The following is a 22,908-nucleotide window of genomic DNA, read 5'->3' as shown; positions in this document are numbered from 1 at the left end:
CCTGAGGCTGGCATAGCCTGGGTCCATGCGCCGCCTGCGGCAGCTCGCCGAGCGCACGCCGGCCGGGCGGGAGCGCTACGCCGACCTGCTCCGGGCGCTGGCCATCACCATGGTGGTGCTCGGCCACTGGGGGATCAGCGTCATCGGGTACGACCGCGCCGGCCGCCCGACCGGCCACTCCGCGCTGGGCGATCTCCCCTGGGCCTGGCCGCTGACCTGGGTGGCCCAGGTGATGCCGGTCTTCTTCCTGGTCGGCGGGTACGCCAACGCCGCCTCGCTGAACGCCCGGCGGCGCCGGGGCGGCAGCACCACCGGCTGGCTGGTCGACCGCAGCGCGCGGTTGGTCCGGCCCACCACCGCGCTCCTGGTGGTGCTGGCGGCCGGCGCCGCGGTAGCGAGCCTGCGCGGCGCGGACCCGGCACAGGTCCGCACGGTGGTCTGGTTCGCCACCATCCCCCTCTGGTTCCTGGTCGCCTACCTGGTCGTGGTGCCGCTGACCCCACCCATGTACGCGCTGCACCGCCGGTTCGGGCTCGCCGTGCCGGTGGCGCTGGTCGGGCTCGTCGCCCTCGGCGACCTGGGCCGGCTGCTCGGGCCGGCGGGACTGGCCACCGGCAACTACCTGTTCGGCTGGCTGGCCGTGCACCAGGTTGGCTTCGCCTGGTACGACACCCGCACACCGGCCGTGCCGCCCGGCGACGCCACCCCCGCGCCGCCCGGCGAGACCGCGCCGCCCGCGCGGCCCGCAGACACCGCGCCCGGTAGCCCGGCCGTGCCGCCCGCCGACACCGCCGCGCCGCCCGGTGGCGAGGGACGTGGGCTGCGCCGGCGGCGGCTACCGCTGTCCCGCCGCGCCGGGGTGGCCCTGCTGGCCGGCGGCCTGGCCGCGCTGGTGCTCCTCACGGTGCTCGGGCCGTACCCGGTGGCGATGCTCAACGTGCCCGGCGCGCGGCTGGACAACGCCGCCCCGCCGAGTCTGGCGCTGCTCGCCGTGGCGACCGCCCAGCTCGGGCTGATCCTGCTGCTGCGGGCGCCGGCCGGACGCTGGCTGCGCCGGCCCGGCCCCTGGCAGGCGGTGATCGCGGTGAACGCCGTGGTGCTCACCGTCTTCCTCTGGCACCTCACCGCGGCGGTGCTGTTGGTCGGCCTGCTCGACGCGCTCGGCGTGCTGCCCACGCCGCCGGTCGGCTCGGCGGCCTGGTGGGGCTGGCGGATCCCGTGGCTGCTCGCCCTGGCCACCGTCCTGGCGGCCCTGGTCGCCGTCTTCGGCCCGATCGAGGCGCGCACCCGCCGTCCACCCGGCCCGCCCCGGCCGCCGGCGCGCGGCCGGCGCGGGCGGTCGCGCACCGCGCTGGCCGTCGCCGGGTACGCGGGCGTCGTCGCCGGGCTGCTGCTGAACAGCCTCACCCGCAAGACCGCACCCGAGCCGCTGGGGCTGCCCGTCCCGGCGCTGGCCGCGTACCTGGCCGGGGCGGGCGTGCTGCGCCTGCTCAGGTCTGGGTGGGGAAGCCGAGGTTGACCCCGCCGTGCCGGGGGTCCAGCCAGCGGCTGGTGACCACCTTGCCCCGGGTGAAGAAGGCGACCCCGTCGGCGCCGTGCGCGTGCAGGTCGCCGAAGAGCGAGGACTTCCAGCCGCCGAAGGAGTAGTAGGCCATCGGCACCGGGATGGGCACGTTGATGCCGACCATGCCGACCTCCACCTCGTGCTGGTAGCGCCGGGCCGCCCCGCCGTCGTTGGTGAAGATTGCCGTGCCGTTGCCGTACGGGTTGGCGTTGACCAGCTCGACCGCCTCGTCGTACGAGCCGACCCGGACCACGCTGAGAACCGGCCCGAAGATCTCGTCCGTGTAGATCGACATCTCGGGGGTGACCTGGTCGAACAGGGTCGGGCCGAGCCAGAAGCCGCCGTCGTCCCCGTCCGGGGTGACCGTCCGGCCGTCCACCACCGGGATCGCGCCGGCCGCGATCCCGGACGCCACGTAGGAGCGGACCCGCCCGGCGTGCGCGGCGGTGACCAGCGGGCCCATGTCGCAGCCGCGGCGGCCGTCGCCGGTGCGCAGCCCGGCCATCCGCTCGGCGATCTTCGCGACCAGGGCGTCGGCGACCGGCTCGACCGCGACCAGGGCGGAGACGGCCATGCACCGCTCCCCCGCCGAGCCGAAGCCGGCGTTGACCGCCGCGTCGGCCGCCAGGTCCAGGTCCGCGTCGGGGAGCACCACCATGTGGTTCTTCGCCCCGCCGAGCGCCTGCACCCGCTTGCCGGCCAGCGACCCGCGCTGGTGCACGTACCGGGCGACCGGGGTGGAGCCGACGAACGACACCGCCTTCACGCCCGGGTGGTCGAGCAGCGCGTCGACCGCCTCCTTGTCGCCGTTGACCACGTTCAGCACCCCGTCGGGCAGGCCCGCCTCGACGAACCACTCGGCCAGCAGCAGCGCCGCGCTCGGGTCCTTCTCGCTGGGCTTGAGCACCACGGCGTTGCCGCAGGCGACCGCGACCGGGACGAACCAGAGCGGCACCATCACCGGGAAATTGAACGGCGAGATCACCGCGATCACGCCCAGCGGCTGCCGCAGGCTGTACGAGTCGACCTCGGTGGAGACGTTCTCGCTGTAGCCGCCGCGCAGCGCCGAGGGGATGCCGCAGGCGTACTCGATGACCTCCAGGCCGCGCTGCACCTCGCCGGCGGCGTCCGCGAGCACCTTGCCGTGCTCGGCGGTGATCACCTCGGCGAGCCGCTCGCGGCGGGCGCTGACCAGCTCCCGGAAGGCGAACATGACCGCCGTCCGCTTGGCCAGCGAGGCGTCCCGCCAGGCCCGCGCGGCCCGCTCGGCGGCCTCCACCGCCCCCGCCACGTCCGCGGCCGAGGCCAGCGCCACCTGACCGGTACGCCGGCCGGTGGCCGGATCGAAGACGTCGCCGCGCCGCGCGGAGTCGCCGGCCACCCGCTTGCCGTCGATGAAGTGCCCGATCTGGTTCACCGTGCCACACCTTCCGTTCGCGACTGCGGGGCTCGCAGAACCGGCTTACTCCTCGCGCTCACAGCGCCACCGCCTCGGCGGCGCAGGACCGGATCGCGTCGACCAGGATGGCCAGGCCCTCGCGGGCCTCGTCCTCGGTGAGGGTCAGCGGCGGACCCATCCGCACCACGTTGCCGTGCAGGCCGCCCTTGCCGACCAGCAGGCCGCCGGCCCGGCACGCCTCGAACACCCGGGTGGTGAGCGCCGGGTCCGGTTCGGTGGTGCCGGGGCGGACGAACTCGACGCCGAGCATCAGCCCCTTGCCGCGTACCTCGGCGACGCGGTCGAGGTCGGCCGTGGCGGCGCGCAGGCCGTCGCCGAGGATCGCGCCGACCCGGGCGGCGTTGGCCTGCAGGTCGTGGTCGAGCAGGTAGTCGAGGACGGCGTTGCCGGCGGCGGTGGAGACCGGGTTGCCGCCGAAGGTGGAGAAGCTGATCGCCGGCACCGCCTCCAGCACCTCGGCCCGGCCCACCACGCCGGCCAGGGCGAAGCCGTTGCCGATGCCCTTGGCGAAGGTGAGCAGGTCGGGGGTGACGCCGTGCGCCTGGTAGCCCCAGAAGTGCTCGCCGGTGCGGCCCCAGCCGGTCTGCACCTCGTCGGAGATGAGCAGGATGCCGTGCTCGTCGAGGACCTTCTTCCAGGCGGCGAAGAGCCCGTCCGGGCCGTGCACGAAGCCACCGACGCCCTGGATCGGCTCGGCGATCAGGCAGGCCACGTCGCCGGCGGTCTGGGTGGCCAGGACCTCGTGCAGGTCCTCCACGGCCGCGTCGATCCGGTCGGCCTCGTCGAGGCGGGCCAGCAGCCCGCGCAGCCGCTCGCCGGAGTGCAGCCAGGCCACCTGGAGCGGGTTGAGGGCGCTGGCCGACCAGCCCCGGTTGCCGGTCACCCCCATCGCGGCGTACGACCGGCCGTGGTAGCTGTTGCGCACGGCGAGGATCTGGTGCGAACGGCGGTGGTTGGTGGCCATCAGCAGCGCGGCCTCGTTGGCCTCGGTGCCGGAGTTGGTGAAGAAGACCCGAGCGTCGGGGATGCCGGAGAGCCGGGCCACCTTCTCGGCCAGCTCGACCTGCTGGCGGATCAGGTAGAGCGTCGAGCTGTGCACGATGCCGGTACGCAGCTGCCGCTCGACCGCCTCGCGGATCTCCGGGATGTCGTAGCCGATCATGTTGGTCAGCACGCCGCCGAAGAAGTCCAGGTAGCTGCGGCCCTGCGCGTCGGTGACCCGGCGGCCGGAGCCGGCGACCAGCTCGAGCGGTTCGGCGTAGTAGAGCGGCATCCAGGAGGGGAGCACGGCCCGGTGGCGGGCGAGCAGGTCGTCGGCGGTCATCGGCGCACCCTTCAGCGGCGGTTGGTCCTCGCACGCTCTCACCGGCCGGGCACAGGGACAACTGTCACTGTGTAGCGCAGCGACCGCCCGCGCCTGACACCGCGTCAACCAGCCGGTGCGGTTTCCGGCGTCGAACCCGCCCCGCACCCACCTTTCCGCCGGGCGTACGGGCATTCAACCACTCGATCCGCAGCACCCCCGGCGGACGCTGACCGCGGCCGTCCGTGGGGAACGGCCACCGCCGGCCGCCGGCGGGCGAGCGGTCAGGTGGCCGCGGGGCGTTCCGGGCCGGTGCGCGGGCGCGGGGCGGGCCCCTGACCACCGTCGGGGCGGGTGGGCGGCGGCACGGGCAGCCCGACGGCGGCCGGCCGGGCCGCGCGGGTGGGCGGCGGCACGGGCGGCCCGGCACCGGCCGACCGGGCCGGGCGGCGGCGCGGCAGGTGCAGGGCCGCGGCGAGCAGCGCGAAGGCGGCCCAGCCGCCGGCCAGCGCCAGCGCCGGCGAGGTGTCCTGCAGGTAGTGGTAGCCGGTCAGGAAGCCGACCAGGCCGAGGCTGTTGCGGGCGAAGTGCCGGGTGAAGTCGGCGAGTTCGCGGCGCGCCTCCACGGCGACCAGCACCCCGGAGTACGGGAAGGTGACCACCATGCCGCGCAGCAGCTCACCGAGGAGCCCGGTGAGCAACGCGCCCGCGAAGATCACCACGAGCTTGGCGGGGGCGGCGAGCCCGTCCCGCCCGCGGCCGGCCGGCTCCCGCCCGGCCGGCACCTGCTCCGCCTTCCGCTCAGCCGGCTCCCGCGCCGGCTCGCGCACGGCCTCCCGCCCGGCCGGCTCCCGCGCCGGCTCGCGCACTTCCTGCCGCCCGGCCGGCCCTCGGGCGCGGGCGCGGCGGCGCAGCAGCACCATGGCCAGCGTCCAGAGCGCGACGGTGCCGGCCAGGGCGGCCTCGAACGGCAGCGGCACCGCCAGCACCCCGGCGCTCAGCGCCAGGTAACCGGCGATCCCGGCCAGGTCGGCGAGGAGGATCGGCCAGCGCAGCCGGCGGTAGGTCAGCGCGACGAGCGCGAAGAAGAGATTGAGCCCGACCACCCCGAGCAGTTGCGCCCCGTCGACCCGGTGTCCGGTGGCGACCAGGGCCAGGGTCATCGGCAGCGGCAGGCTGTAGACGAGGGCGCGGAGCCGGACCGAACGGAGCATGCTGACCGCCCAGACCACAGCGGTCACCAGCAGCACGGCACCCCAGGTCATGGCGGTTTCCGTTCAGTCGGTGAAGCGGGCGACGTCGGCGCAGAGCCGGAAGACCCGGTCGAGCCGCTCGACATCGGACCGGTTCACCGAGAACTGGTGCTCGCTGATCTCGCCGTGCGCGGTCATCCTCGCCTCCCAGCAGCTCGACGAGTCCCAGACCACCAGGTTGACGTGCAGTTGGGGGCTGACCGCGCCGTGCGGCAGCAGCCCGACCCGGACGCCGGCCCGGCGCTGCGTCTCCACCAGCTCGCGCAGTTCCTCGCTGAGCGTGGCGTAGATGAAGATCCGGGTGATCCGGACGCCCCGGGCGAGGGCGGCGACGTTGGCCTCCCAGTAGCGCCGGCCCACCTCCCCCCGCCACCAGCTCAGCTCCCCGCTGACCCGGGGCATCACGTTGGTCAGCGCGACCAGTTGCCCGGTGCAGTCGCGGGTGGCGCCCACCAGGTCCTCGCCGTCGTCACCGGGCCGGATGATCCGGCCGGCGGCGAGCTGCTCGGCCGTCAGGCGGAACTCCTCGTAACGGCGGCGCGCCTCGGCGGCGACCCGGGTGCCGGCGTGCTGCTCGGCCGCGTCGCGGACCGCGCCGGCCACCAGCGGGGTGGTGCGGACCAGCCAGGGCGGCCCGTCCAGCAGGGTCCGCAGGTGGAACCGGCGCTCGGCCCGGGCCAGCGAGTCGACCAGCAGCGAGATGGTGATGCCCATCAGCCCGGCCAGCAGCGACTCGACCCCGGTGGCCGCGTTGGTCAGGTCCAGGGTCACCGACAGGAAGATCGAGAGCGTGATGCCGATCAGGGCGACCGGGTCGGTGTGCGCGACCAGCCGGACGAAGCCGTCCGCGGCCCCGGCCCGTCCCCGGGCCTGTCGTCGTACCAGGTCACCCGCCATCGGACGCCTCCGATCCCGTAGGGCCCCAGGGTAGCCACGATCCACAACGTCCGGATCCGCCGCGCCGTCCGGCGGTAGCATCCGCCGGGTGCGGACGACGGAGGTGGCGCTGCCGGCGGGCGCGGCGGGTACGAGCGCCGGGCGACTCGCGGCGGGCGTGCGGGCCTGGGTGGAGTCCCCGCCGCTGCGGGCCCTGGTCGGGCACTTCGGCGGCGAGTGGCCGGCCGGGGACGTCGGTGCGGTGCTGGCCGGGCTCGACGACTTCTCCGCCCGGCACTGGGACTTCCGGCAGGGCCGGGAACGTCCGGACGCCCGCGAGCCGGCCTTCGACCCGGCCACCGTCGGGCTGGTGCTGGATGCGGCGCGGGCGCTGGGGCTGGTCCGGGCCGACCGGCCGGCCCTGCCCGGGTACGCCCACCTGCTGGTGCTCGGCGGGCTGGCGCACGCCTGCCTGCGCCGCACCGCGTACGCCGCGCACCTGGCCCGGGCGGTCGTCGGCGTGGCCGGCGAGGTGGCCGTGCTGGGCAGCTTCCGGGCGCTCTCCCCGGCCGAGTCGCGGATCCTGGCCGAGGCCGGGGTGACCGGCTGCGCCACCGAGGTGGACGTGCTCGACGCCGGGGTGCGGGCCGCTTTCGGGGTGTCGGCGCCGAGCGAGGAGATCGGCGAGGACGCCGACCACCCGCACCGGTCCTGGTCGTCGCGCACCTACCGGCCCGCCGGTCTGCCCCCGGTCCGGGTCCTGGCCGCTCCGTCGACCGAGCCGGACCGGCGCCGGGCGCACACCGCCGACACCCAGCGGTTCTGGGCCGAACACGTGCGGCTGTGCGCGGGCGACGCGGTGCTGATGGTCACCGCGCCGATCTACGTGCCGTTCCAGCACTGCGACGCGCTGCGCACCCTCGCCGTGCCGTACGGCTGCGGGATCGACACCGTCGGGGTGGACCCGGCGCTGGCGGCGGTGGCCGGGGTGCCGGAGCCGACGCTGACCCCGGGGCGGTACCTGCAGGAGATCCGCTCAGCCATCCGGTCCCTGCGCGCCCTGCACGCGGCGCTGCCCTGAGAGCCGGTCCCGGCCCGGCCCGGCTCGGAACGCGGCGCTGCGGGCCGGTACCGGCCCAGCTCGGGGCCGGGCCGGTACCGGCCCGGCTCGGGGCGCGGCGCTGCGCTGCGCTCAAGGTCGGTACCGGCCCGGGGCGCGGCGAACCGCCGCGCCCCGCTCCGGTTGCGGTCAGTTCACGTAGACGGCAGGGCTGCCGCTCTTGGTGATGTCCTTCACCGGCGAGTAGCGCGCCGAGAAGTACGCGGTGCTGAAGCAGGTGACGGGTCCGGAGGACTTGGTGAGCACCTGGTTGGTGAAGGTGATCGAGTTGGTGCCGTTGGTTGCGGTGCCGGTGAGGCTGGCGGCCTTGTAGACGCAGGTGGTCGGGCCCAGCAGGGTGTTCAGCACCACGGTGCTCTGGATCGAGCCGGTGATGGTGAGGACGCCGGCGCTGGTGACCGAGGTGGCGTACGGCAGGTTGTTGACCGTGACGCTCTGCACGCCGGTCGTCCCGAACACGTTGGTGGTGCAGCTGGTGAAGCTCTGCGCGGTCAGGCTCTCGGTGGCGGTGCCGGGTGCGGTGGGGTTGCTCAGCACCTTGGCGCTGAAGCTGGACGCGGCACACTTCACGCCGGTGCTGCCGCTGGTGGACGAGTAGAAGGTGGCGCTGGTGCCGCTGGCCAGGCTGGCCTGGATGACGTCGCCGACGGAGACCGCGCTGCCGCCGATGCTGCCGTAGGTCAGCACCGAGGAGGCGAGCGGGGCGGCGGTGGCGGGGGCGGCGCCGATCAGGCTGCTGGCCAGCAGCGCCGCGGCGGCGAGGCTCGCGCCGATTCGTCCGTACCTGGGCATGGTTGTTCCTTCCGTGTGGGACGGGGATGTCGGACCGCGCGCCGCATGGGGGGCGGGCGCGGCCGCCGCCCGGCCGTACGGACCGGACGGTGGGCACCGTCCATCGGGGACGGTGGTGATGGTGGTGGACGCCCCGGCACGGCCCGCCGAGCGGTCCGGTCGGGCGGCGGTGGGTGCCGCGTCGTCAGCGCGCCCGGGGTGGGGCACTGCGGCGTGGCCGCGTCACCTGCGCCTCTCCGGCCTTGGGAGAGCACCCTTCGTTGGCGATAATGGCTGCCACAGCGCCCTCCTTCGACGAACTCGGGGTGACCGTTCGAGGTGATCACCAATCGTGACAGGGCGTCAACCGAGAGTGAAGTTTTTATAAACCCCGGAGGGTCGTAAAGTCAATCCATCAAAGGAGGTCGATCACTTGTCCACTTCGCGCCGCCCGCAACCGGCGCTGGTCCCGCTTCCCGGCGCCCGCCCCGGCCGCGACCCGGAGCGAGCCATCAAGCGCGGGCCCCGCCGCGTCTCCGCCGAGGTGGTGGCGGCCACCCAGCGCGACCGGCTCTTCGACGGGCTGGTGCAGGAGGTGGCCACCCGGGGCTACGACAACGCCCGGGTGACCGACATCTGCCGGGCGGCCGGGGTGACCCGGCCGGCCTTCTACGCGCTCTTCACCGGCAAGGAGGACGCCTTCCTCGCCGCCTACCGGCACGGCATCGCGGTGGTGTCGCAGCTCATGGAGCACGCCTACCGGGAGGCCGGTCCGGACTGGCCGGACGCCGCACGGGCCGCACTGCGCACCCTTCTGGAGGTGCTCGCGAGCGTCCCCGCCTTCGCCCGGATGGCACTGGTCGAGGTGGACGCGGCCGGCCCGGACGCGCGCCGGGAACGCGACGCGCTGCTCGCCAGCTTCCGCCGGTTCTTCGCCGACGCCGGACCCGGACCGGGCGCCGACGTCGACCGGGACCTGCTGGTGTCCACCGTGGTCGGCGGCCTGCACGCGACCATCCGCAGCAGGGTGGCGCGGGGCCCGATCGAGGAGTTGCCACTGCTGCTGCCCGTGCTCACCTACGCGGCCGTGGCGCCCTTCCTCGGCTCGGCCGAGGCGAGCCGGGCGACCCGGCCGGTACGCGCCGGCGACGGCCCGAGCATCGCCGCCCCGTGCGCCGCCCCCGGCGAGCCCCTTTGATGAAAAACCGCTGCGGTTTCTGACCGTTGGCCCCATTTCGCAAATGCCGCCCAACTGTCTGCTACAGACTGTTGACCGGTCCCTTACCCAGCGGTAACTTCGGCCTGCGCCCTAGGCGCGGCACCATGCGCAGCCAATTCAGGTCTCTCGCACGGCATCGGACGACACACCTCTCGCATCGTCGACGATGAATTGATCTCGAAAAGGAGCCGCCATGTCGGAGCAGAACGCACCGCTGGAACCCGGACCGCCGCAGAGCGGGGTGCGCTGGCGCCGGTTCGCCGTCACGCTCGGCACCGTCGCGGTGGGCGCGGCCGGCATGGTCGTGCTGACCGCGCAGGGCGTGCTCGGCGCGCAGTTCGCCATCTCGGGCATGCCGTTCACCGTCACCGCGGACCGGCTCGAGGGCACCGGCTTCGAGCAGTTCGCCACCCTCGATCAGATGATCCCCGACAGCCCCAACCAGGGCGACACCGGCGGCCAGGTGGTGGTCATCGTCTCGGCCATCGACAAGGCCGAGCTCACCAACCTCTGCCAGAGCATCAGCCTCGGCGGGATCAACCTCAGGATCACCGCCGGCGGGTCCGGCAAGCCGGTCACCGCCCGGACCCTGGTCGTCGACGGCGACGAGGTGGCGGGCAACGCGTCCTTCCGGAACATCAACGTCGGGCAGGACGCCAGCACCGTCGACCAGGTGCCCGGCGTACGCGGCAACCCCGGCGTCTTCGCCCAGCAGGCCGACACGGTGACCATCACCAACCTGCGGCAGAACAACTACGCCACCACGGCGGCCGTGTTCACCCTGCCGAACCTGCACATGTCGTTCAGCTCCGACGGGTGCTGAGGTGACCGAGGAACCAACCGCCCCGGCGCCGGCCGTCCACCACGGTGGACGCTGGCGCCGCTGGCGGCGGGGCCGGCCGTTCACCGCCGGGCTGCTGATCGCGCTCGGCGGCATCGAGATGCTGGTGACCCTGCGGGCGCCGCTCGGGGTGCTGCTGCACGTCGGTCCACAGGGGCTGGCCGCGTACCTGGTGCCGGCCGTGCTGGTGATCTGCGGGGTGCTGCTGGTCGCCACCCCGCAGCAGCGGGTCTTCTACGCGCTGCTGTCGCTGCTGCTCGGGCTGGTCTCCTGGCTCACCTCCAACCTGGGTGGCTTCCTGGTCGGGATGCTCCTCGCCCTGGTCGGTGGGGCGCTCGCGTTCGCCTGGACACCGGACAAGACGACCCCGGCCCGGGGCCCGACGGCGGAGCCCTCGGCGGGCGAGCCGGACCCGTCGGACGAGACCGGGCCCCGGCACCGGGCGCCGGAACCCGGCACCGAGCCCGTCCTCCCGACGCAACTCGACCCGGCGCGGGCCCGGGCGGGCACGCCCGAGGCGGCCTCGGGCGACCCACGCTGAGCCGGCGGAAGCCGGCCCCGCGGCCGCCCCCGACTCAGCGGGCGGTGTCCGCGGGCCCGACCGGCTCAGCGGGCGGTGTCCGCCACCGCCTGGGCGAAGACCTCCGACCGGTGCTCGAAGTTGCGGAACCGGCCGTAGCTCGGCGCGGCCGGGGAGAGCAGCACCACGCCTCCGGCCGGGGTGAGCTTCCGGGACAACGCCACCGCGTCGACCAGGTCGTCGGCGATCTCGGTGCGCACCCCCGGCAGGCCGGCCAGCGCCTCGACGATGCGCGGGCCGCTGTCCGGAATGCCGATCACGGTCATCTCCCGCTCCGCCAGGTGCTCCCGCAGCGGCGCGTAGTCCAGCCCCCGGTCGGTGCCGCCGACGATCACGGTCAGCGGTCTGCCCTCGTACGCGTCGATCGCATGCATGGCCGCGTACGGGCTGGTGGCCAGGGTGTCGTCGACGAAGGTGAGCCCGGACGGGTCGGCGATCTCGGTGAGCCGGTGGGCCAGCCCCTGGAACCCGGCGACCGCCACGGCGAGGCTGTCCTTGCGGCCGGCCACGTCGACGCCGAGCGCGTCGAGCACCGCCAGCGCGACGCAGAGGTTGCCCTCGTTGTGGCGGCCCACCAGCGGCAGCACGGCCCGCGGAAAGAGCGGGGTGTCCCGCAGGTGGAACCAGGGTGCGCCGTCCGGGCCGACGGCCACGTGCGTGGTGTCCGGCGAACCGGCCCGCACCGCCGCCCGGTCCCCCAACTCCAGCGCCAGGCGCGGGTCGGCGCCGTTGACCACCACGGTGTGCGGGCCGTGCGCCAGCAGGTTCAGCTTGTCCCGGTAGTACTCCCGTTCCCCGCCGTGCGCGTCCAGGTGCTCGGGGAAGAGCGCGGTCACCACGGCCACCCGGGGCGAGTCGGTCAGGTCGGCGCACTGGTAGCTGGAGAGCTCCAGCACGTACAGCTCGGCGTCGGGCAGGTCGAGCAGCGGCACCCCGATGTTGCCGCCGAAGACGTTCGGCCGGTCCATCGCGGTCAGCAGGTGGCTGATCAGGCTGGACGTGGTGCTCTTGCCCTTGCTGCCGGTGACGCCGACGGTCCGGTCCGCGTGGTCGGCCATCCAGAGCGCGCTGCCCTGGGTGACGACGACGGACCGGCGCCGCAGCTCCACCATCCACGGATGGGTGTTCGGCACGCCCGGCGAACGGACCACCACGTCGGCCGCGGCCAGCCGGGCGAAGCCCTCCTCCCCGGTGACCAGCGGCGCGGCCGCGGCCAGCGGGCCCTCCCAGGGCAGGGTGAGGAAGTTCGCGCTGTCGTCGACGGCCACCAGGCCGGCCGGGCCGTGCGCGGCGATCGCGGTCACCGCGGCCCGGCCCTCCCGGCCGGCGCCCCAGACGGCGACATGTCGTCCGCGCAGATCAGACAGGCGCACAGGCACTCCTCGGGGGTCACGACGGCGGTCGGCGGGCATGGTCCGACGCAGCCGGACACGGCCGGACGAACCAGGGCCTAGTATGGCGTGTGCGCAACGAGCAGCTCCGGCGGATGGACGCCTTCACCTTCCCGTCCTACTCGATCGACTTCGGCACCGGCGAGGTGCTGTTCGACTACGCCCTGACCGGCCCCGACGGCGAGCAGCGGTTCACTGAGGCGATCACCCTCCCGCTGCCGGCCGAGCCGGTGACCGACGAGACCGCGGCCACCCTCAACCGGGTCCTCGAACTGCTGCACGTGGTCGCCGGCGTCAGCTACTACAAGGCCGCCGCGCCGCCCCGGCTGGTACTGCCGGCGCCGCTCGGCGCGGCCGCCGTCGAGCTGGTCACCGCCGTCTACACCAAGGGACTCGCCGAGTACGCGTACCGCAACCAGCTCCCGCACGTGCTGGAGCTGCGCCCGGAGGTGCCGACCGGCTCGGTGCCGGCCGCCGCGCCGCTGGACAACTCCGACCGGCGCCCGCTGTCGGCGGTGGGCGGCGGCAAGGACTCCATCGTCACCCTGGAGGCGCTGCGCCGCGCCGGGTTCGACCCGGTGCCGTTCTCGGTCAACCCGAACCATGTCATCGTCTCGGTCAACGAGGCCTCCGACCTGGTGCCGCTGGCGGCCCGGCGGCGGATCGACCCGGTGCTGTTCGACCTCAACGCGGCCGGCGCGCGCAACGGGCACATCCCGGTCACCGCGATCAACTCGCTGATCGCGGTCGCCACCGCGGTGCTGCACGGCCTCGGGCCGGTGGTGATGTCCAACGAGCGCTCCGCGTCGGACCCGAACCTGATCTGGAACGGTCACGAGATCAACCATCAGTGGTCCAAGGGGGTCGAGGCGGAAGGGCTGCTGCGCGCCGCGCTGGCCGAGCACGCCGGGCTGACCGAGCCGTACTTCTCCCTGCTGCGGTCGCTCTCCGAGCTGCACATCGCCCGCCTCTTCGCCGAGATCGACCGGTACGACGCCGTGGTGACCAGCTGCAACGCCGCGTTCAAGCTGCGCGACCCGAGTGAGCGGTGGTGCCGGGACTGCCCGAAGTGCCGGTTCGTCTTCCTGGCCATGGCGCCGTTCATGACCCGGGAGCGGGTCACCCGGATCTTCGGCGGCGACCTGCTCGCCGACCCCACCCAGATCCCCGGGTACCGGGAACTGCTCGGCGTGGACGGGCACAAGCCGTTCGAGTGCGTCGGCGAGGTCGAGGAGTCCGTGGTGGCGCTGAGCCTGCTCGCCCAGCAGGAGCAGTGGCGGGACGCTCCGGTGGTCCGCGCCCTGGTCGACGCCCTCCCGGCCAGCGCCTGGGACGCCGCGGCCACGTCTGACGTCTTCACCCCCGCTGGCCCGAACCACGTCCCCGCCCCCTACGCCAAGGCACTGACCGCCCTGACCTGACCGCGCGGCCCGCGCCCGGAGTCCTGCACCCGGCGTCTCGGCGTCCGGCGTCCGGCGTGGGGTCGGGGTCAGGGGGCGCGGACGGCGTCGAGGGCCAGTAGGGCGACGTGGAGGGAGAGGCAGGCCTCCACCGAGTCGAGATCGACGTCGAGGATGCGGCCGAGGCGGGCCAGCCGCTCGTAGAACGCCGGCCGGGACAGGTGCGCCGCGGCGGCCGCCGCCGACTTGTTGCGGCCCTGCTCCAGGTACGCCCGCAGGGTGCCGAGCAACTGCTCCCGCGGATGCTGGGCGTCGTACGCCAGCAGCGCGCCGAGTTCCCGCTCGACGAAGGTCTGCAGGCGCGGCTCGTCCCGCAGCAGGTGCAGCAGACCGGCCAGCCCGACGTGCGGCAGCCGGAAGATCGGCAGGTCCCGCCGGTCCCGGCGGGCGGTCTCGGCGATCTGGCGGGCCTCGGCCAGGGACCGTCCGGCCTCGCGCAGGCTGCTCACCCCCGAGCCGGCCGCGATGATCACCCCGGCCACCGGCCCCGGCTGCTGGGCCCGCGATCCGCCCTCGGCGACCCGCGCCCCCGGCACCCCGGCCCGCCCCGACTCCACCACCAGCGGCCGGGCGGCCCCCTCCGGCAGCCGGGTGGCGCGGGCCCCGTCGGGCCGGGCGGCGCGAGTGTGGGACCCGTCGGACCGGGCGACACCAGCGTGAGGACCGTCGGGCTGGCCGGCGCGAGCCGGAGGACCTTCGAGCCGTGCGGCGTCGGCCGGAGAACCGTCGGGCCGGACGGCACGGGTCTGGGGACCGTCGGGCCGGACGGCACGGGTCTCGGGACCGTCGGGCCGGACGGCACGGGTCTCGGGACCGTCGCGCCGGACGGCACCGGTCTGAGGGCCGTCGGGCCGGGTGGGGCCGGAGACCGCGCGGTCGACCGGCCGGATCCCCCGGGCGGCCGGCGGGCGGGCCGGGGCGGCGTCGAGGCGTACCCGACGCAGCGCGGTGGCGAAGGCGGCGAGCGCCTTCTCCTCGGCGGCCGGGTCGGGCAGCGCGAGCAGCACGCCCACCGCCTGGTCGTCTACCGCGCTGGTCAGGCCGGTCAGCCGGGCCTCGCGCAGCGCCTGACCGACGGCCTCCGACAGGTCGCGCAGCCGGGCCGGGCCGGACTCCACGGCGGGGTCCGCGGCCGGCCCGCCGGCGTCCGGGTCGTCGGCGCGGTGCCGGACCACCACGCCGACCAGATGCCGCCGATCGAGCGTGACGCCGAGGGCCTTGGCCCGCAGCGCGACCTCGTCCACCGGACGGGAGTGGTCGAGCAGCGCGGTGAGCAGGGTGCGGTGAATCTGCCGTTCCAGCCCTTCGGCGTCGCGCCGGATCAGCCGGCCCAGCGCCAGCGTCGAGGCGGCCCGCTCGACGAGGATGGTCAGCCGGGTCGGTGGCTCGGCGGCGGTCCGGACCAGGACCGCATCGGCGGGCTCGGCCGGGTCCGCAGGTCCCGCGTCCGGGTGGGCGGACCCGACCGAGCGGCCGGATTCCGCGGAGTGCGTGCTTCCGGCCAGGTGGGCGGGTCCCGCCGACTGCACGAGTCCGGCCGCGTGGGCGGATCCGGCCGGTTGCGCCGCTCCGCTCGGGTGGGCGGGTCCGGCCGGGTGGACGGGTTGGGCCCGGTCGGGCCTTCCGTCGGGCGACCCGTCGGGCCCGGTGGCGGCGGGACGCCGGGGCGCCGGTTCCGGGCGCTCCTCCTCGGCCGGGACGCGGGCGACTGTGCTGGTGGTCAGCTCACCGCCGGCCGGCCAGCGCAGCAGCAGCCGCCCCCAGTCCTGGCCCCGGGCGCCGACCGTGGTCACCAGCCACCCGCTGTCCGGGTCGTACGCGGTGCGCCCGGCCGGCCGGATCCGCCGGGAGTGCTGCTCCCAGCCGTCCAGCAGCAGTTCGGCGCTCTCCCCCGCCGGGTCGTACGCGAGCACCTGCCGGGACAGGTTCTCCAGCACCACCGGGCAGCCGGCCAGCTCGGCGGCCTGCCGGACCACCTCGGCCGGTTCGGCGCCCTCCACGGACAGCTCGGTGAACCGCTGGTGGATCTCCTCGGTGGCGCGCAACTCGGTGAGCTGGGCGTCCACGATCAGCGCGTGGACCGCCTCGGTGATCCGGACGAACGGGGTGGCCCGGCGCAGCTCGACCAGCGGCAGCCCGCGCCGCTCGGCGGCGGCGGCCATCACCCGGGGTACCCCGCTGACGTACCGGCGGCCCAGCTCCACCACGAGGCCGGAGACCCCGACGTCGGCCAGGTCGCCGATGAACGCCCGCAGACCGGCGTCGTCGGCGGGCAGCCCGATACCGGTGGTCAGCACCAACTCCCCGCCGCCGAGCAGGGTGGCGATGTCCGGCACCTCGGCCACGTGCACCCAGCGCACCGGCTGGTCCAGCCCCGCGTCCCCGGCGACCAGGCGCGGCGCCCCGTGGCGCACCGGCACCAGGGCGAGCACCTCACGGACGGTAGGGAACACGGGCGACACGCTACCCTGCGTCACCGCCGAACTCGAAGGACCGTCGGACCGGCCGGGGCATCCGTCGGTGCGGGGCGCCGCTCGGCGCGGACCCGGTAGCGGCTCCGGGCCGACGTCGAGGCGACCGCACAGACTCACGCGAGCACGCGAGCACGCGAGCACGCGAGCACGCGGGTTGCGGCAAAGCGGCCCTTCCACGGCCCGCAAGGCACCGACATGCCGCAACCCGAGCCGATCAGCAGGCAGGAGAGGCCGGCCCGGGGAGGAGCAGGAGGTCAGTCGACGCCGAACTCCATCGCGGCGCGGTCGAGTGCCGCGTCGTCGCCGGAGGAGACGCCCCGGGAGGCGATGGCTTCCGCGCCACCCTCGGGCATGGCGCCGATCAGCCCGGTCGAGGCCGCCTGCGCGGCGCCGATCATCCGTTCCGGGTTCGCCCCGCCGACCATGCCGAGGGTGGCGTACTGCTCCAGCTTCGCCCGCGAGTCGGCGATGTCCAGGTTGCGCATGGTGAGCTGGCCGATCCGGTCCGACGGGCCGAACGCCGAGTCCTCGGTACGCTCCATCGACAGCTTGTCGGGGTGGTAGCTGAACGCCGGGCCGGTGGTGTCCAGGATCGAGTAGTCCTCGCCCCGGCGCAGCCGCAACGTCACCTCGCCGGTGACCGCCGTGCCGACCCAGCGCTGCAGCGACTCGCGCAGCATCAACGCCTGCGGGTCCAGCCAGCGCCCCTCGTACATGAGCCGGCCGAGGCGGCGGCCCTCGTTGTGGTAGTTCGCCAGGGTGTCCTCGTTGTGGATGGCGTTGACGAGCCGCTCGTACGCGGCGTGCAGCAGCGCCATGCCGGGCGCCTCGTAGATGCCCCGGCTCTTGGCCTCGATGATCCGGTTCTCGATCTGGTCGGACATGCCCAGGCCGTGCCGGCCGCCGATGGCGTTGGCCTCCAGCACCAGGTCGACCGCGCTGCCGAACTCCTTGCCGTTGATCGTCATCGGGCGGCCCTGGTCGAAGCCGATGGTGACGTCCTCGGTCGGGATCTCCACCGACGGGTCCCAGAACCGGACGCCCATGATCGGCGTGACCGTCTCGATGCCGGTGTCGAGGTGTTCGAGGGTCTTCGCCTCGTGAGTGGCGCCCCAGATGTTGGCGTCGGTGGAGTACGCCTTCTCGGTGCTGTCCCGGTACGGCAGGCCCCGCTCGAGCAGCCACTCCGACATCTCCTTGCGTCCGCCCAGTTCGGTGACGAAGTCGGTGTCGAGCCACGGCTTGTAGATGCGCAGCTGCGGGTTGGCCAGCAGGCCGTACCGGTAGAAGCGCTCGATGTCGTTGCCCTTGAACGTCGAGCCGTCGCCCCAGATCTGGACGTCGTCGGCGATCATCGCCCGGACCAGCAGGGTGCCGGTGACGGCCCGGCCCAGCGGGGTGGTGTTGAAGTACGCCCGCCCGCCCGATCGGATGTGGAAGGCGCCGCAGGTCAGCGCCGCCAGGCCTTCCTCGACGAGGGCGGCTCGGCAGTCGACCAGTCGGGCGACCTCGGCGCCGTAGCTGAGCGCGCGGCCGGGCACGGAGCCGATGTCGGGCTCGTCGTACTGGCCGATGTCGGCGGTGTACGCGCAGGGGATGGCGCCCTTGTCGCGCATCCAGGCGACCGCGACCGAGGTGTCGAGGCCACCGGAGAAGGCGATGCCGACGCGTTCACCGATGGGCAGGGAGGTGAGAACCTTGGACACAGGGAAGATTATGCACCGCATCGCATGGTCATGCAAATGGATCGGGCAACGTGTCATCCACCCGCGGACGGTGGATCGTCGCGGCCCAGCTCCCAGCAGGCCACCGCGGTCGCGGCGGCCACGTTGAGCGAGTCCACCCCGCGGCGCATCGGGATCACCACCCGGACGTCGCTGGCGTCCATCGCGGCCCGGGTCAGGCCGGCCCCTTCCGCGCCCATCAGCAGCGCGGCCCGGGCCCGTTGCGCCGCGTCCAGCCGCTGGATCGGCACCGCGTCGGGCGCGGGCGTCATCGCCAGCACGGTGAAACCGGCCGCCCGGACCTGGGCCAACGCGTCGGGCCAGGGGTCCAGCTTCGCGTACGGGATGGCGAAGACCTCGCCCATGCTGACCCGGACGCTGCGCCGGTAGAGCGGGTCGGCGCAGGTCGGGGAGAGCAGCACGGCGTCCACGCCGAGCGCCGCCACGGCCCGGAAGATCGCGCCGAGGTTGGTGTGGTTGTTGACGTCCTCGAGGATCACCACCCGCCGGGCGTCGGCGAGCACCGCGGCGGCCGACGGCAGCGGCTTGCGGTGGAACGAGGCGAGCACGCCCCGGTGCACGTGGAAGCCGGTGGCCCGCTGGAGCACCTCGGGGGTGGCCGCGTAGACCGGGGCGTCCCCGGTGTCCAGGTCGGCGAGCTGGTCCGCCCGCTTCGCGTCGACCAGGTACGACCGGGCCGGGTAGCCGGCCCGCAGCGCCCGCCGCAGCACCAGCTCCCCCTCGGCGATGAACAGGCCGTGCGGCGGCTCCCACCTGGTACGCAGCTCGACGTCGGTCAGCGCGCGGTAGTCGGCGATCCGGTCGTCGTCGGGGTCGGTGATCTCGTGGACGGGCACCGGACGATTCTGCCTGGTCCGCCCGGCCGGCCCGACGCGGCCCGGGGTGCCGTCCGTCATCGCCACGTACCGTCCCCGCGGCCGCTGACCGTCAGGTCCGCTCGTAGCGCAGCAGCACCGACCGGCCGTCGAAGGTCCGGGTCTCCACCAGCCGCAGGTCGAGGCGGTCCTTGTCCGGGAAGACCGGGGTGCCGCCGGCCAGCACGACCGGGTGCACGACCACCTGGTACTCGTCGATCAGTCCGAGCCGGGTCAGCGCCGCCGCCGCGCCCGAGCCGCCGGTCAGCAGCAACTCGCCGCCGGGCTGGTCCTTCAGTTCGGCGACCTCGGCGGCCAGGTCACGGCCGATCACCCGGGCGTCGTACTCGGCGCGGTCCAGGCTCCGGGAGATGACGATCTTGGGGGTACGCCGCCAGACCGGCGCGAACCGCAGGTCGTGCGGGTCCTGCGACAGCTCCTCCACCCGCGGCCAGTAGTACGACATCAGCTCCCACACCTTGCGGCCGTAGAGGAAGGCGTCGGCCCGGTCGGTCAGCTCGAAGGAGTACCCGGACAGCTCCGGCCCCATCACCGGCCAGTCGAACTCGCCGTTCGGCCCCTCGATGAAGCCGTCGACCGACTGGTGCACCCAGTAGACGAGCTTGCGCATGGTGTCCTCCTGCTCGGTGGGCGCCCCGGCGGGCGCGCTCATCGGTGGGTCGGAGCCGCCCGACCCGATCCGACACCCCGGCCCGAACTTTTCCAGAAGATCTGCCCGCACCCACTACGGTCCGGCCGTGACCCGCCCCGTGATGATCGCCCTGAGCGCTCGGAGCAGGCGGTCAGCGGCGACGGCGACCGTGGAACGGCCAGCCGGCGGCCCCGGAGACGCTCAGCCGCCGTGGCCGGGAACGGTCAGCCGCGGCCGCGGCCCTGGAGCCAGCGCAGCAGGTCCGAGGGGAGGTTGTCCCGGCCCGGCCGGCGCTCGTCGTCGGGCGTCGGGGTGTCGCGGGGCTGCGGCCGACGCGGCTCGCCGGCCAGCGCGCGGCTGGGTGCGGTGAAGTCCCGCACCGGCTTGCCCGCCACCGCCGTCCTGATCACCCGGGCCACCCCGTCGATGACCTTGGCCTGCACAGCCGAGCCGACCAGGTCGGTCGAGTCGTCCGGGTTGGCGGCGATCCCGGCGACCGCCACCTGCGGGGTGAACCCGACGAACGTCTCGGTGGCGTTCTGCTCGGAGCTACCGGTCTTGCCGGCCACCGGCCGGCCGACGATCCGGTCCACCGAGGTCGCCGTGCCGCCGTTGCACTGCCCGTACGCCGACTGCTGGCCGACCGGGCAGCGGGCCGCGTCGGTGGCGGCCCGGGCCACGTCGGTGTCCAGCACCTTCCGGCAGGACGGCTGCCCGACGTCCACCTTCGCGCCGTTGGCCGTGGTCACCGACACCACCGGCAGCGGGGTGCAGTAGGTGCCCTCGGCCGCCACGGTGGCGTACGCGTTGGCCAGGTCCAGCGGGGTGGTGGCGGCCACGCCCAGGGTGAAGGCGCCCCAGTTCTCCGCGTCGTCCTTGGCGAAGGCGGCGTCGGAGTCGGCCCGGAAGGTGATGCCGAGCCGCTGGGCCATCTCCACCACCTTGTCCTCGCCGACCTGCTCGGCGAGCCAGACGAAGTAGGTGTTCACCGAGCGGCCGAAGCCGTCCCACATCATCCGGTAGCCGTCCATCCACGCCGGGTTGGCGTTGGCCGGGCACCATTTGCCGTCGCAGTTGCCCTCGTCGTCCGAGGCGTACCGGGTGGGCAGCTTGGCCGGGGCGTCGAAGCCGGTGGCCAGCGGCTTGCCGGCCTCCAGCGCGGCGAGCATGGTGAACAGCTTGAACGTCGAGCCGGCCTGGTAGCCGTGCACGCTGGCGCCGCCGGAGATCAGCGGGTTGACCGTGTTCGGGTGGTTGGCCCGCCCGGCGGGGTTGTCGGCCAGGCTGAAGTGCCGGTTGACGGCCATGGCCAGCACCCGGCCGGTGCCCGGCTCGACCGCGGCGATCGGCAGGGCCCGCTTGTTGTCGTACCCGTAGACCTTCGTGGCCTGCTGCTGCGCGGTCTGCTGGATCTTCGGGTCGAGCGTGCTGACCACGGTGTAGCCGCCGCGGCGCAGCGCCTGCTCGCGCTCCTCGACGGTGTGGCCGAAGGCCGGCTGGCCGAGCCACCAGCGGCGCAGGTAGTCGCAGAAGAAGCCCCAGTCGTCGTGACCCCGGGCGACCGCGGTGCAGCCGCTGGGCTGCGGGGTCGGGTGCAGGGTCACCGGGGTGGCCTTGGCCGCGGCGGCCTGCTGCGCGGTGATCGCCCCGGTCTCGGCCATCGAGTCCAGCACGTACGCCCGCCGGGCCACGGCCTGGTCCCTGTCCCCGTCGATCGGGCTGTACGCGTCGGGCGACTGCACCAGGCCGGCGAGCAGGGCGGCCTCGCCGAGGGTCAGGTCGGCCGGCGCCTTGCCGAAGTAGCGCTGGCTGGCCGCGGCGACGCCGTACGCCCCGGAGCCGAAGTAGGCGATGTTCAGGTAGCGGTTGAGGATCTCGTCCTTGCTGAGCGTCTTCTCCAGCGCGTTCGCGTACCGGATCTCCTGGAGCTTGCGCCCGACGGTCTGCTCGGTGGCGGCCCGCCGCTCCTCGGCCGTGCGGGACGGGTCGGTCTTGAGCACGTTACGGACGTACTGCATGGTCAGCGTGGAGCCGCCCTGCTCGGTGCCGCCGCCCTTGACGTTGGCGACCAGGGCCCGGACGATGCCGCGCGGGTCGGCGCCGCCGTGCGAGTAGAAGCGCCGGTCCTCGGCCGCGATGATCGCCTGCCGCATCACCGGCGCGATCTCGGCCAGCGGCACGTCGCTGCGGTTCACGTCGTAGAACGTGGTGATCAGGGTCTTGCCGTCGTTGGCGTAGAGGTACGAGCGCTGCGGCTGCGTGGGGGTGCGCAGCGCGTCGGGCAGCTCCGCGTACGCGCCCAGGGCGGCCTTGGCGGCGAACCCGCCCAGCAGGCTGCCGGGCAGGCCGGCGACCGCGAGGGCGAGCCCGGCCAGCAGGCCGGCGAGGAGCACGGTGAAGAGCCGCGACAGCGGCGACCGGGGTGACGGCATGCACCCCAGGATTACCGCGAAAGCCGCCAACCGGCCAGTTCGCCAGCCAACTGTCAGTTACCTCACGGTGACCTCGCAGCTTGCGGCCGGCCCCGGGGAGGCCCGGGTCAGCTCGGCAACGGACCGTTGGGGGGTGGGGCGGGGGTGGCGGCCACGCTGGCGGCCACCGCGTCGCGGGCGATGACGGCCGGCACCAGACGGCCCGAGCGGTAGCCGATGCCGATCCCGGCGATCAGCACGAAGATCGCGCCGAACGTCTGCAGCGAGCCGATCAGCGCGCCGCCCAGGCCGAGCAGCGGCGCGGCGATCATCAGCATCACCCCGTCACCCATGCTGAACAGCCCGGAGCGGGCCACCGACCAGCCGGTGAGCAACCAGCCCAGGCTGTACCAGGTGGCCCCGAACAGCACGATGTGGCGCGCCGTGGTGCCGAAGACCGGGGCCTGCTCGGCCAGCCCGGCGAAGGGCAGCATCAGCACCATCCCGCCGATGCTGGCGAGCAGACCCACCAGCGCGACCCGCCGGCAGCGGGTGGCGGCGAGCAGGCCGGTGAGCGCCAGCAGCGCGAGCAGCCCGAGCCAGACCGCGGCCACCCAGCCCACCAGGTAGACGGGCCGGCCGTCGGCCGGGTAGGGGTCGTTGCCCACCCCGCCGTCGCTGGCCATCGCCACCAGGCCGTAGAGGATCGCGTACGCGGGCAGCAGCCAGACCGCCGCCCGGGCGAACCGGCGGACCGACCAGGCCCAGCTGGCGTCGGTGGCCGGCGCCGCCGGTCCCGGCTCGGCGACGAACGGCAGCACCCGGAACCCGCCCCCGGTACGCCGGGTGCCCACCGGCCCGGCGGGGTCGTGCGCGCCGGGCACCGGGGTCCTGGAGAACAGCCTGTCCGCCGGGTCCTTCATGCGACACCTCGC

18 protein-coding genes are annotated in these 22,908 nt (G+C 74.4%); 6 read left to right on the top strand and 12 right to left on the bottom strand.

Going from position 1 to position 22,908, the window contains the following annotated elements:
• Positions 1-25 precede the first annotated feature (25 nt).
• Complete coding sequence (locus ACIBPB_RS26835) at positions 26-1,519, top strand: acyltransferase family protein (RefSeq protein WP_396842214.1); 1,494 nt, start codon at positions 26-28, stop codon at positions 1,517-1,519.
• Here the strand turns inward: ACIBPB_RS26835 and ACIBPB_RS26830 are convergent.
• From ACIBPB_RS26830 to ACIBPB_RS26815, 4 genes are all read right to left on the bottom strand, one after another.
• Positions 1,491-2,981 (bottom strand): CoA-acylating methylmalonate-semialdehyde dehydrogenase, encoded by a 1,491-nt coding sequence (locus ACIBPB_RS26830; RefSeq protein WP_396842213.1) that lies wholly within the window; start codon positions 2,979-2,981, stop codon positions 1,491-1,493. The genes ACIBPB_RS26835 and ACIBPB_RS26830 overlap by 29 nt on opposite strands.
• A gap of 58 nt (positions 2,982-3,039) precedes the next feature.
• On the bottom strand, positions 3,040-4,347 hold the full coding sequence (locus ACIBPB_RS26825) for an aspartate aminotransferase family protein (protein ID WP_396842212.1): 1,308 nt from the start codon (positions 4,345-4,347) through the stop codon (positions 3,040-3,042).
• Between the two features lie 263 nt (positions 4,348-4,610).
• A complete protein-coding gene (locus ACIBPB_RS26820) occupies positions 4,611-5,591 on the bottom strand; it encodes a hypothetical protein (protein WP_396842211.1) in 981 nt (326 codons plus the stop codon).
• 12 nt (positions 5,592-5,603) lie between these two features.
• The gene (locus tag ACIBPB_RS26815) at positions 5,604-6,476 is read right to left on the bottom strand and encodes a hypothetical protein (protein ID WP_396842210.1); all 873 of its coding nucleotides are present in this window, start codon (positions 6,474-6,476) and stop codon (positions 5,604-5,606) included.
• An 88-nt stretch (positions 6,477-6,564) separates the two neighbouring features.
• Here ACIBPB_RS26815 and ACIBPB_RS26810 point away from each other — a divergent pair, with 88 nt between their 5' ends.
• Complete coding sequence (locus tag ACIBPB_RS26810; RefSeq protein ID WP_396842209.1) at positions 6,565-7,536, top strand: hypothetical protein; 972 nt, start codon at positions 6,565-6,567, stop codon at positions 7,534-7,536.
• A 168-nt stretch (positions 7,537-7,704) separates the two neighbouring features.
• Here ACIBPB_RS26810 and ACIBPB_RS26805 read toward each other — a convergent pair whose 3' ends face one another.
• Positions 7,705-8,367: a Tat pathway signal sequence domain protein gene (locus ACIBPB_RS26805; RefSeq protein ID WP_396842208.1), complete on the bottom strand. Its 663-nt coding sequence runs from the start codon at positions 8,365-8,367 to the stop codon at positions 7,705-7,707.
• Between the two features lie 412 nt (positions 8,368-8,779).
• Here ACIBPB_RS26805 and ACIBPB_RS26800 point away from each other — a divergent pair, with 412 nt between their 5' ends.
• The 3 genes from ACIBPB_RS26800 (at position 8,780) to ACIBPB_RS26790 (ending at position 10,947) form a co-directional block, all read left to right on the top strand.
• Positions 8,780-9,544 carry a TetR/AcrR family transcriptional regulator gene (locus tag ACIBPB_RS26800; protein WP_396842207.1) on the top strand — a complete coding sequence of 255 codons (765 nt, stop codon included), beginning with the start codon at positions 8,780-8,782 and terminating at the stop codon, positions 9,542-9,544.
• Positions 9,545-9,758: 214 nt separating this feature from the next.
• Complete coding sequence (locus ACIBPB_RS26795; RefSeq protein WP_357319334.1) at positions 9,759-10,388, top strand: DUF6230 family protein; 630 nt, start codon at positions 9,759-9,761, stop codon at positions 10,386-10,388.
• A 1-nt stretch (position 10,389) separates the two neighbouring features.
• Positions 10,390-10,947, top strand: coding sequence for a DUF6114 domain-containing protein (locus tag ACIBPB_RS26790; RefSeq protein WP_396842206.1), 558 nt, complete (start codon positions 10,390-10,392; stop codon positions 10,945-10,947).
• Between the two features lie 65 nt (positions 10,948-11,012).
• Here the strand turns inward: ACIBPB_RS26790 and murD are convergent, their stop codons facing one another.
• A complete protein-coding gene (gene murD / locus ACIBPB_RS26785) occupies positions 11,013-12,359 on the bottom strand; it encodes a UDP-N-acetylmuramoyl-L-alanine--D-glutamate ligase (RefSeq protein WP_396842205.1) in 1,347 nt (448 codons plus the stop codon).
• A gap of 89 nt (positions 12,360-12,448) precedes the next feature.
• Here murD and ACIBPB_RS26780 point away from each other — a divergent pair, with 89 nt between their 5' ends.
• On the top strand, positions 12,449-13,798 hold the full coding sequence (locus ACIBPB_RS26780; protein WP_357319325.1) for a hypothetical protein: 1,350 nt from the start codon (positions 12,449-12,451) through the stop codon (positions 13,796-13,798).
• A gap of 68 nt (positions 13,799-13,866) precedes the next feature.
• Here ACIBPB_RS26780 and ACIBPB_RS26775 read toward each other — a convergent pair whose 3' ends face one another.
• The 6 genes from ACIBPB_RS26775 to ACIBPB_RS26750 form a co-directional block, all read right to left on the bottom strand.
• A complete protein-coding gene (locus tag ACIBPB_RS26775; protein ID WP_396842204.1) occupies positions 13,867-16,290 on the bottom strand; it encodes a PucR family transcriptional regulator ligand-binding domain-containing protein in 2,424 nt (807 codons plus the stop codon).
• A gap of 275 nt (positions 16,291-16,565) precedes the next feature.
• Positions 16,566-18,017 carry an argininosuccinate synthase gene (gene argG / locus ACIBPB_RS26770; RefSeq protein ID WP_396842203.1) on the bottom strand — a complete coding sequence of 484 codons (1,452 nt, stop codon included), beginning with the start codon at positions 18,015-18,017 and terminating at the stop codon, positions 16,566-16,568.
• Between the two features lie 53 nt (positions 18,018-18,070).
• Entirely contained in the window at positions 18,071-18,952 is an 882-nt protein-coding gene (locus ACIBPB_RS26765; RefSeq protein ID WP_396842340.1) for a TrmH family RNA methyltransferase, read from the bottom strand.
• A 31-nt stretch (positions 18,953-18,983) separates the two neighbouring features.
• Positions 18,984-19,583, bottom strand: coding sequence for a dihydrofolate reductase family protein (locus tag ACIBPB_RS26760; RefSeq protein WP_396842202.1), 600 nt, complete (start codon positions 19,581-19,583; stop codon positions 18,984-18,986).
• A 203-nt stretch (positions 19,584-19,786) separates the two neighbouring features.
• Complete coding sequence (locus ACIBPB_RS26755; RefSeq protein WP_396842201.1) at positions 19,787-21,994, bottom strand: transglycosylase domain-containing protein; 2,208 nt, start codon at positions 21,992-21,994, stop codon at positions 19,787-19,789.
• 107 nt (positions 21,995-22,101) lie between these two features.
• Positions 22,102-22,896: a hypothetical protein gene (locus tag ACIBPB_RS26750; RefSeq protein ID WP_396842200.1), complete on the bottom strand. Its 795-nt coding sequence runs from the start codon at positions 22,894-22,896 to the stop codon at positions 22,102-22,104.
• Between the last annotated feature and the right edge of the window lie 12 nt (positions 22,897-22,908).

Source organism: Micromonospora sp. NPDC049836 (assembly GCF_044465125.1).
In the GTDB taxonomy this organism is placed as follows: Bacteria; Actinomycetota; Actinomycetes; order Mycobacteriales; family Micromonosporaceae; genus Micromonospora.
Note: the sequence above shows the minus strand (reverse complement) of the source record. Positions and strands in the feature narration are given on the sequence as shown.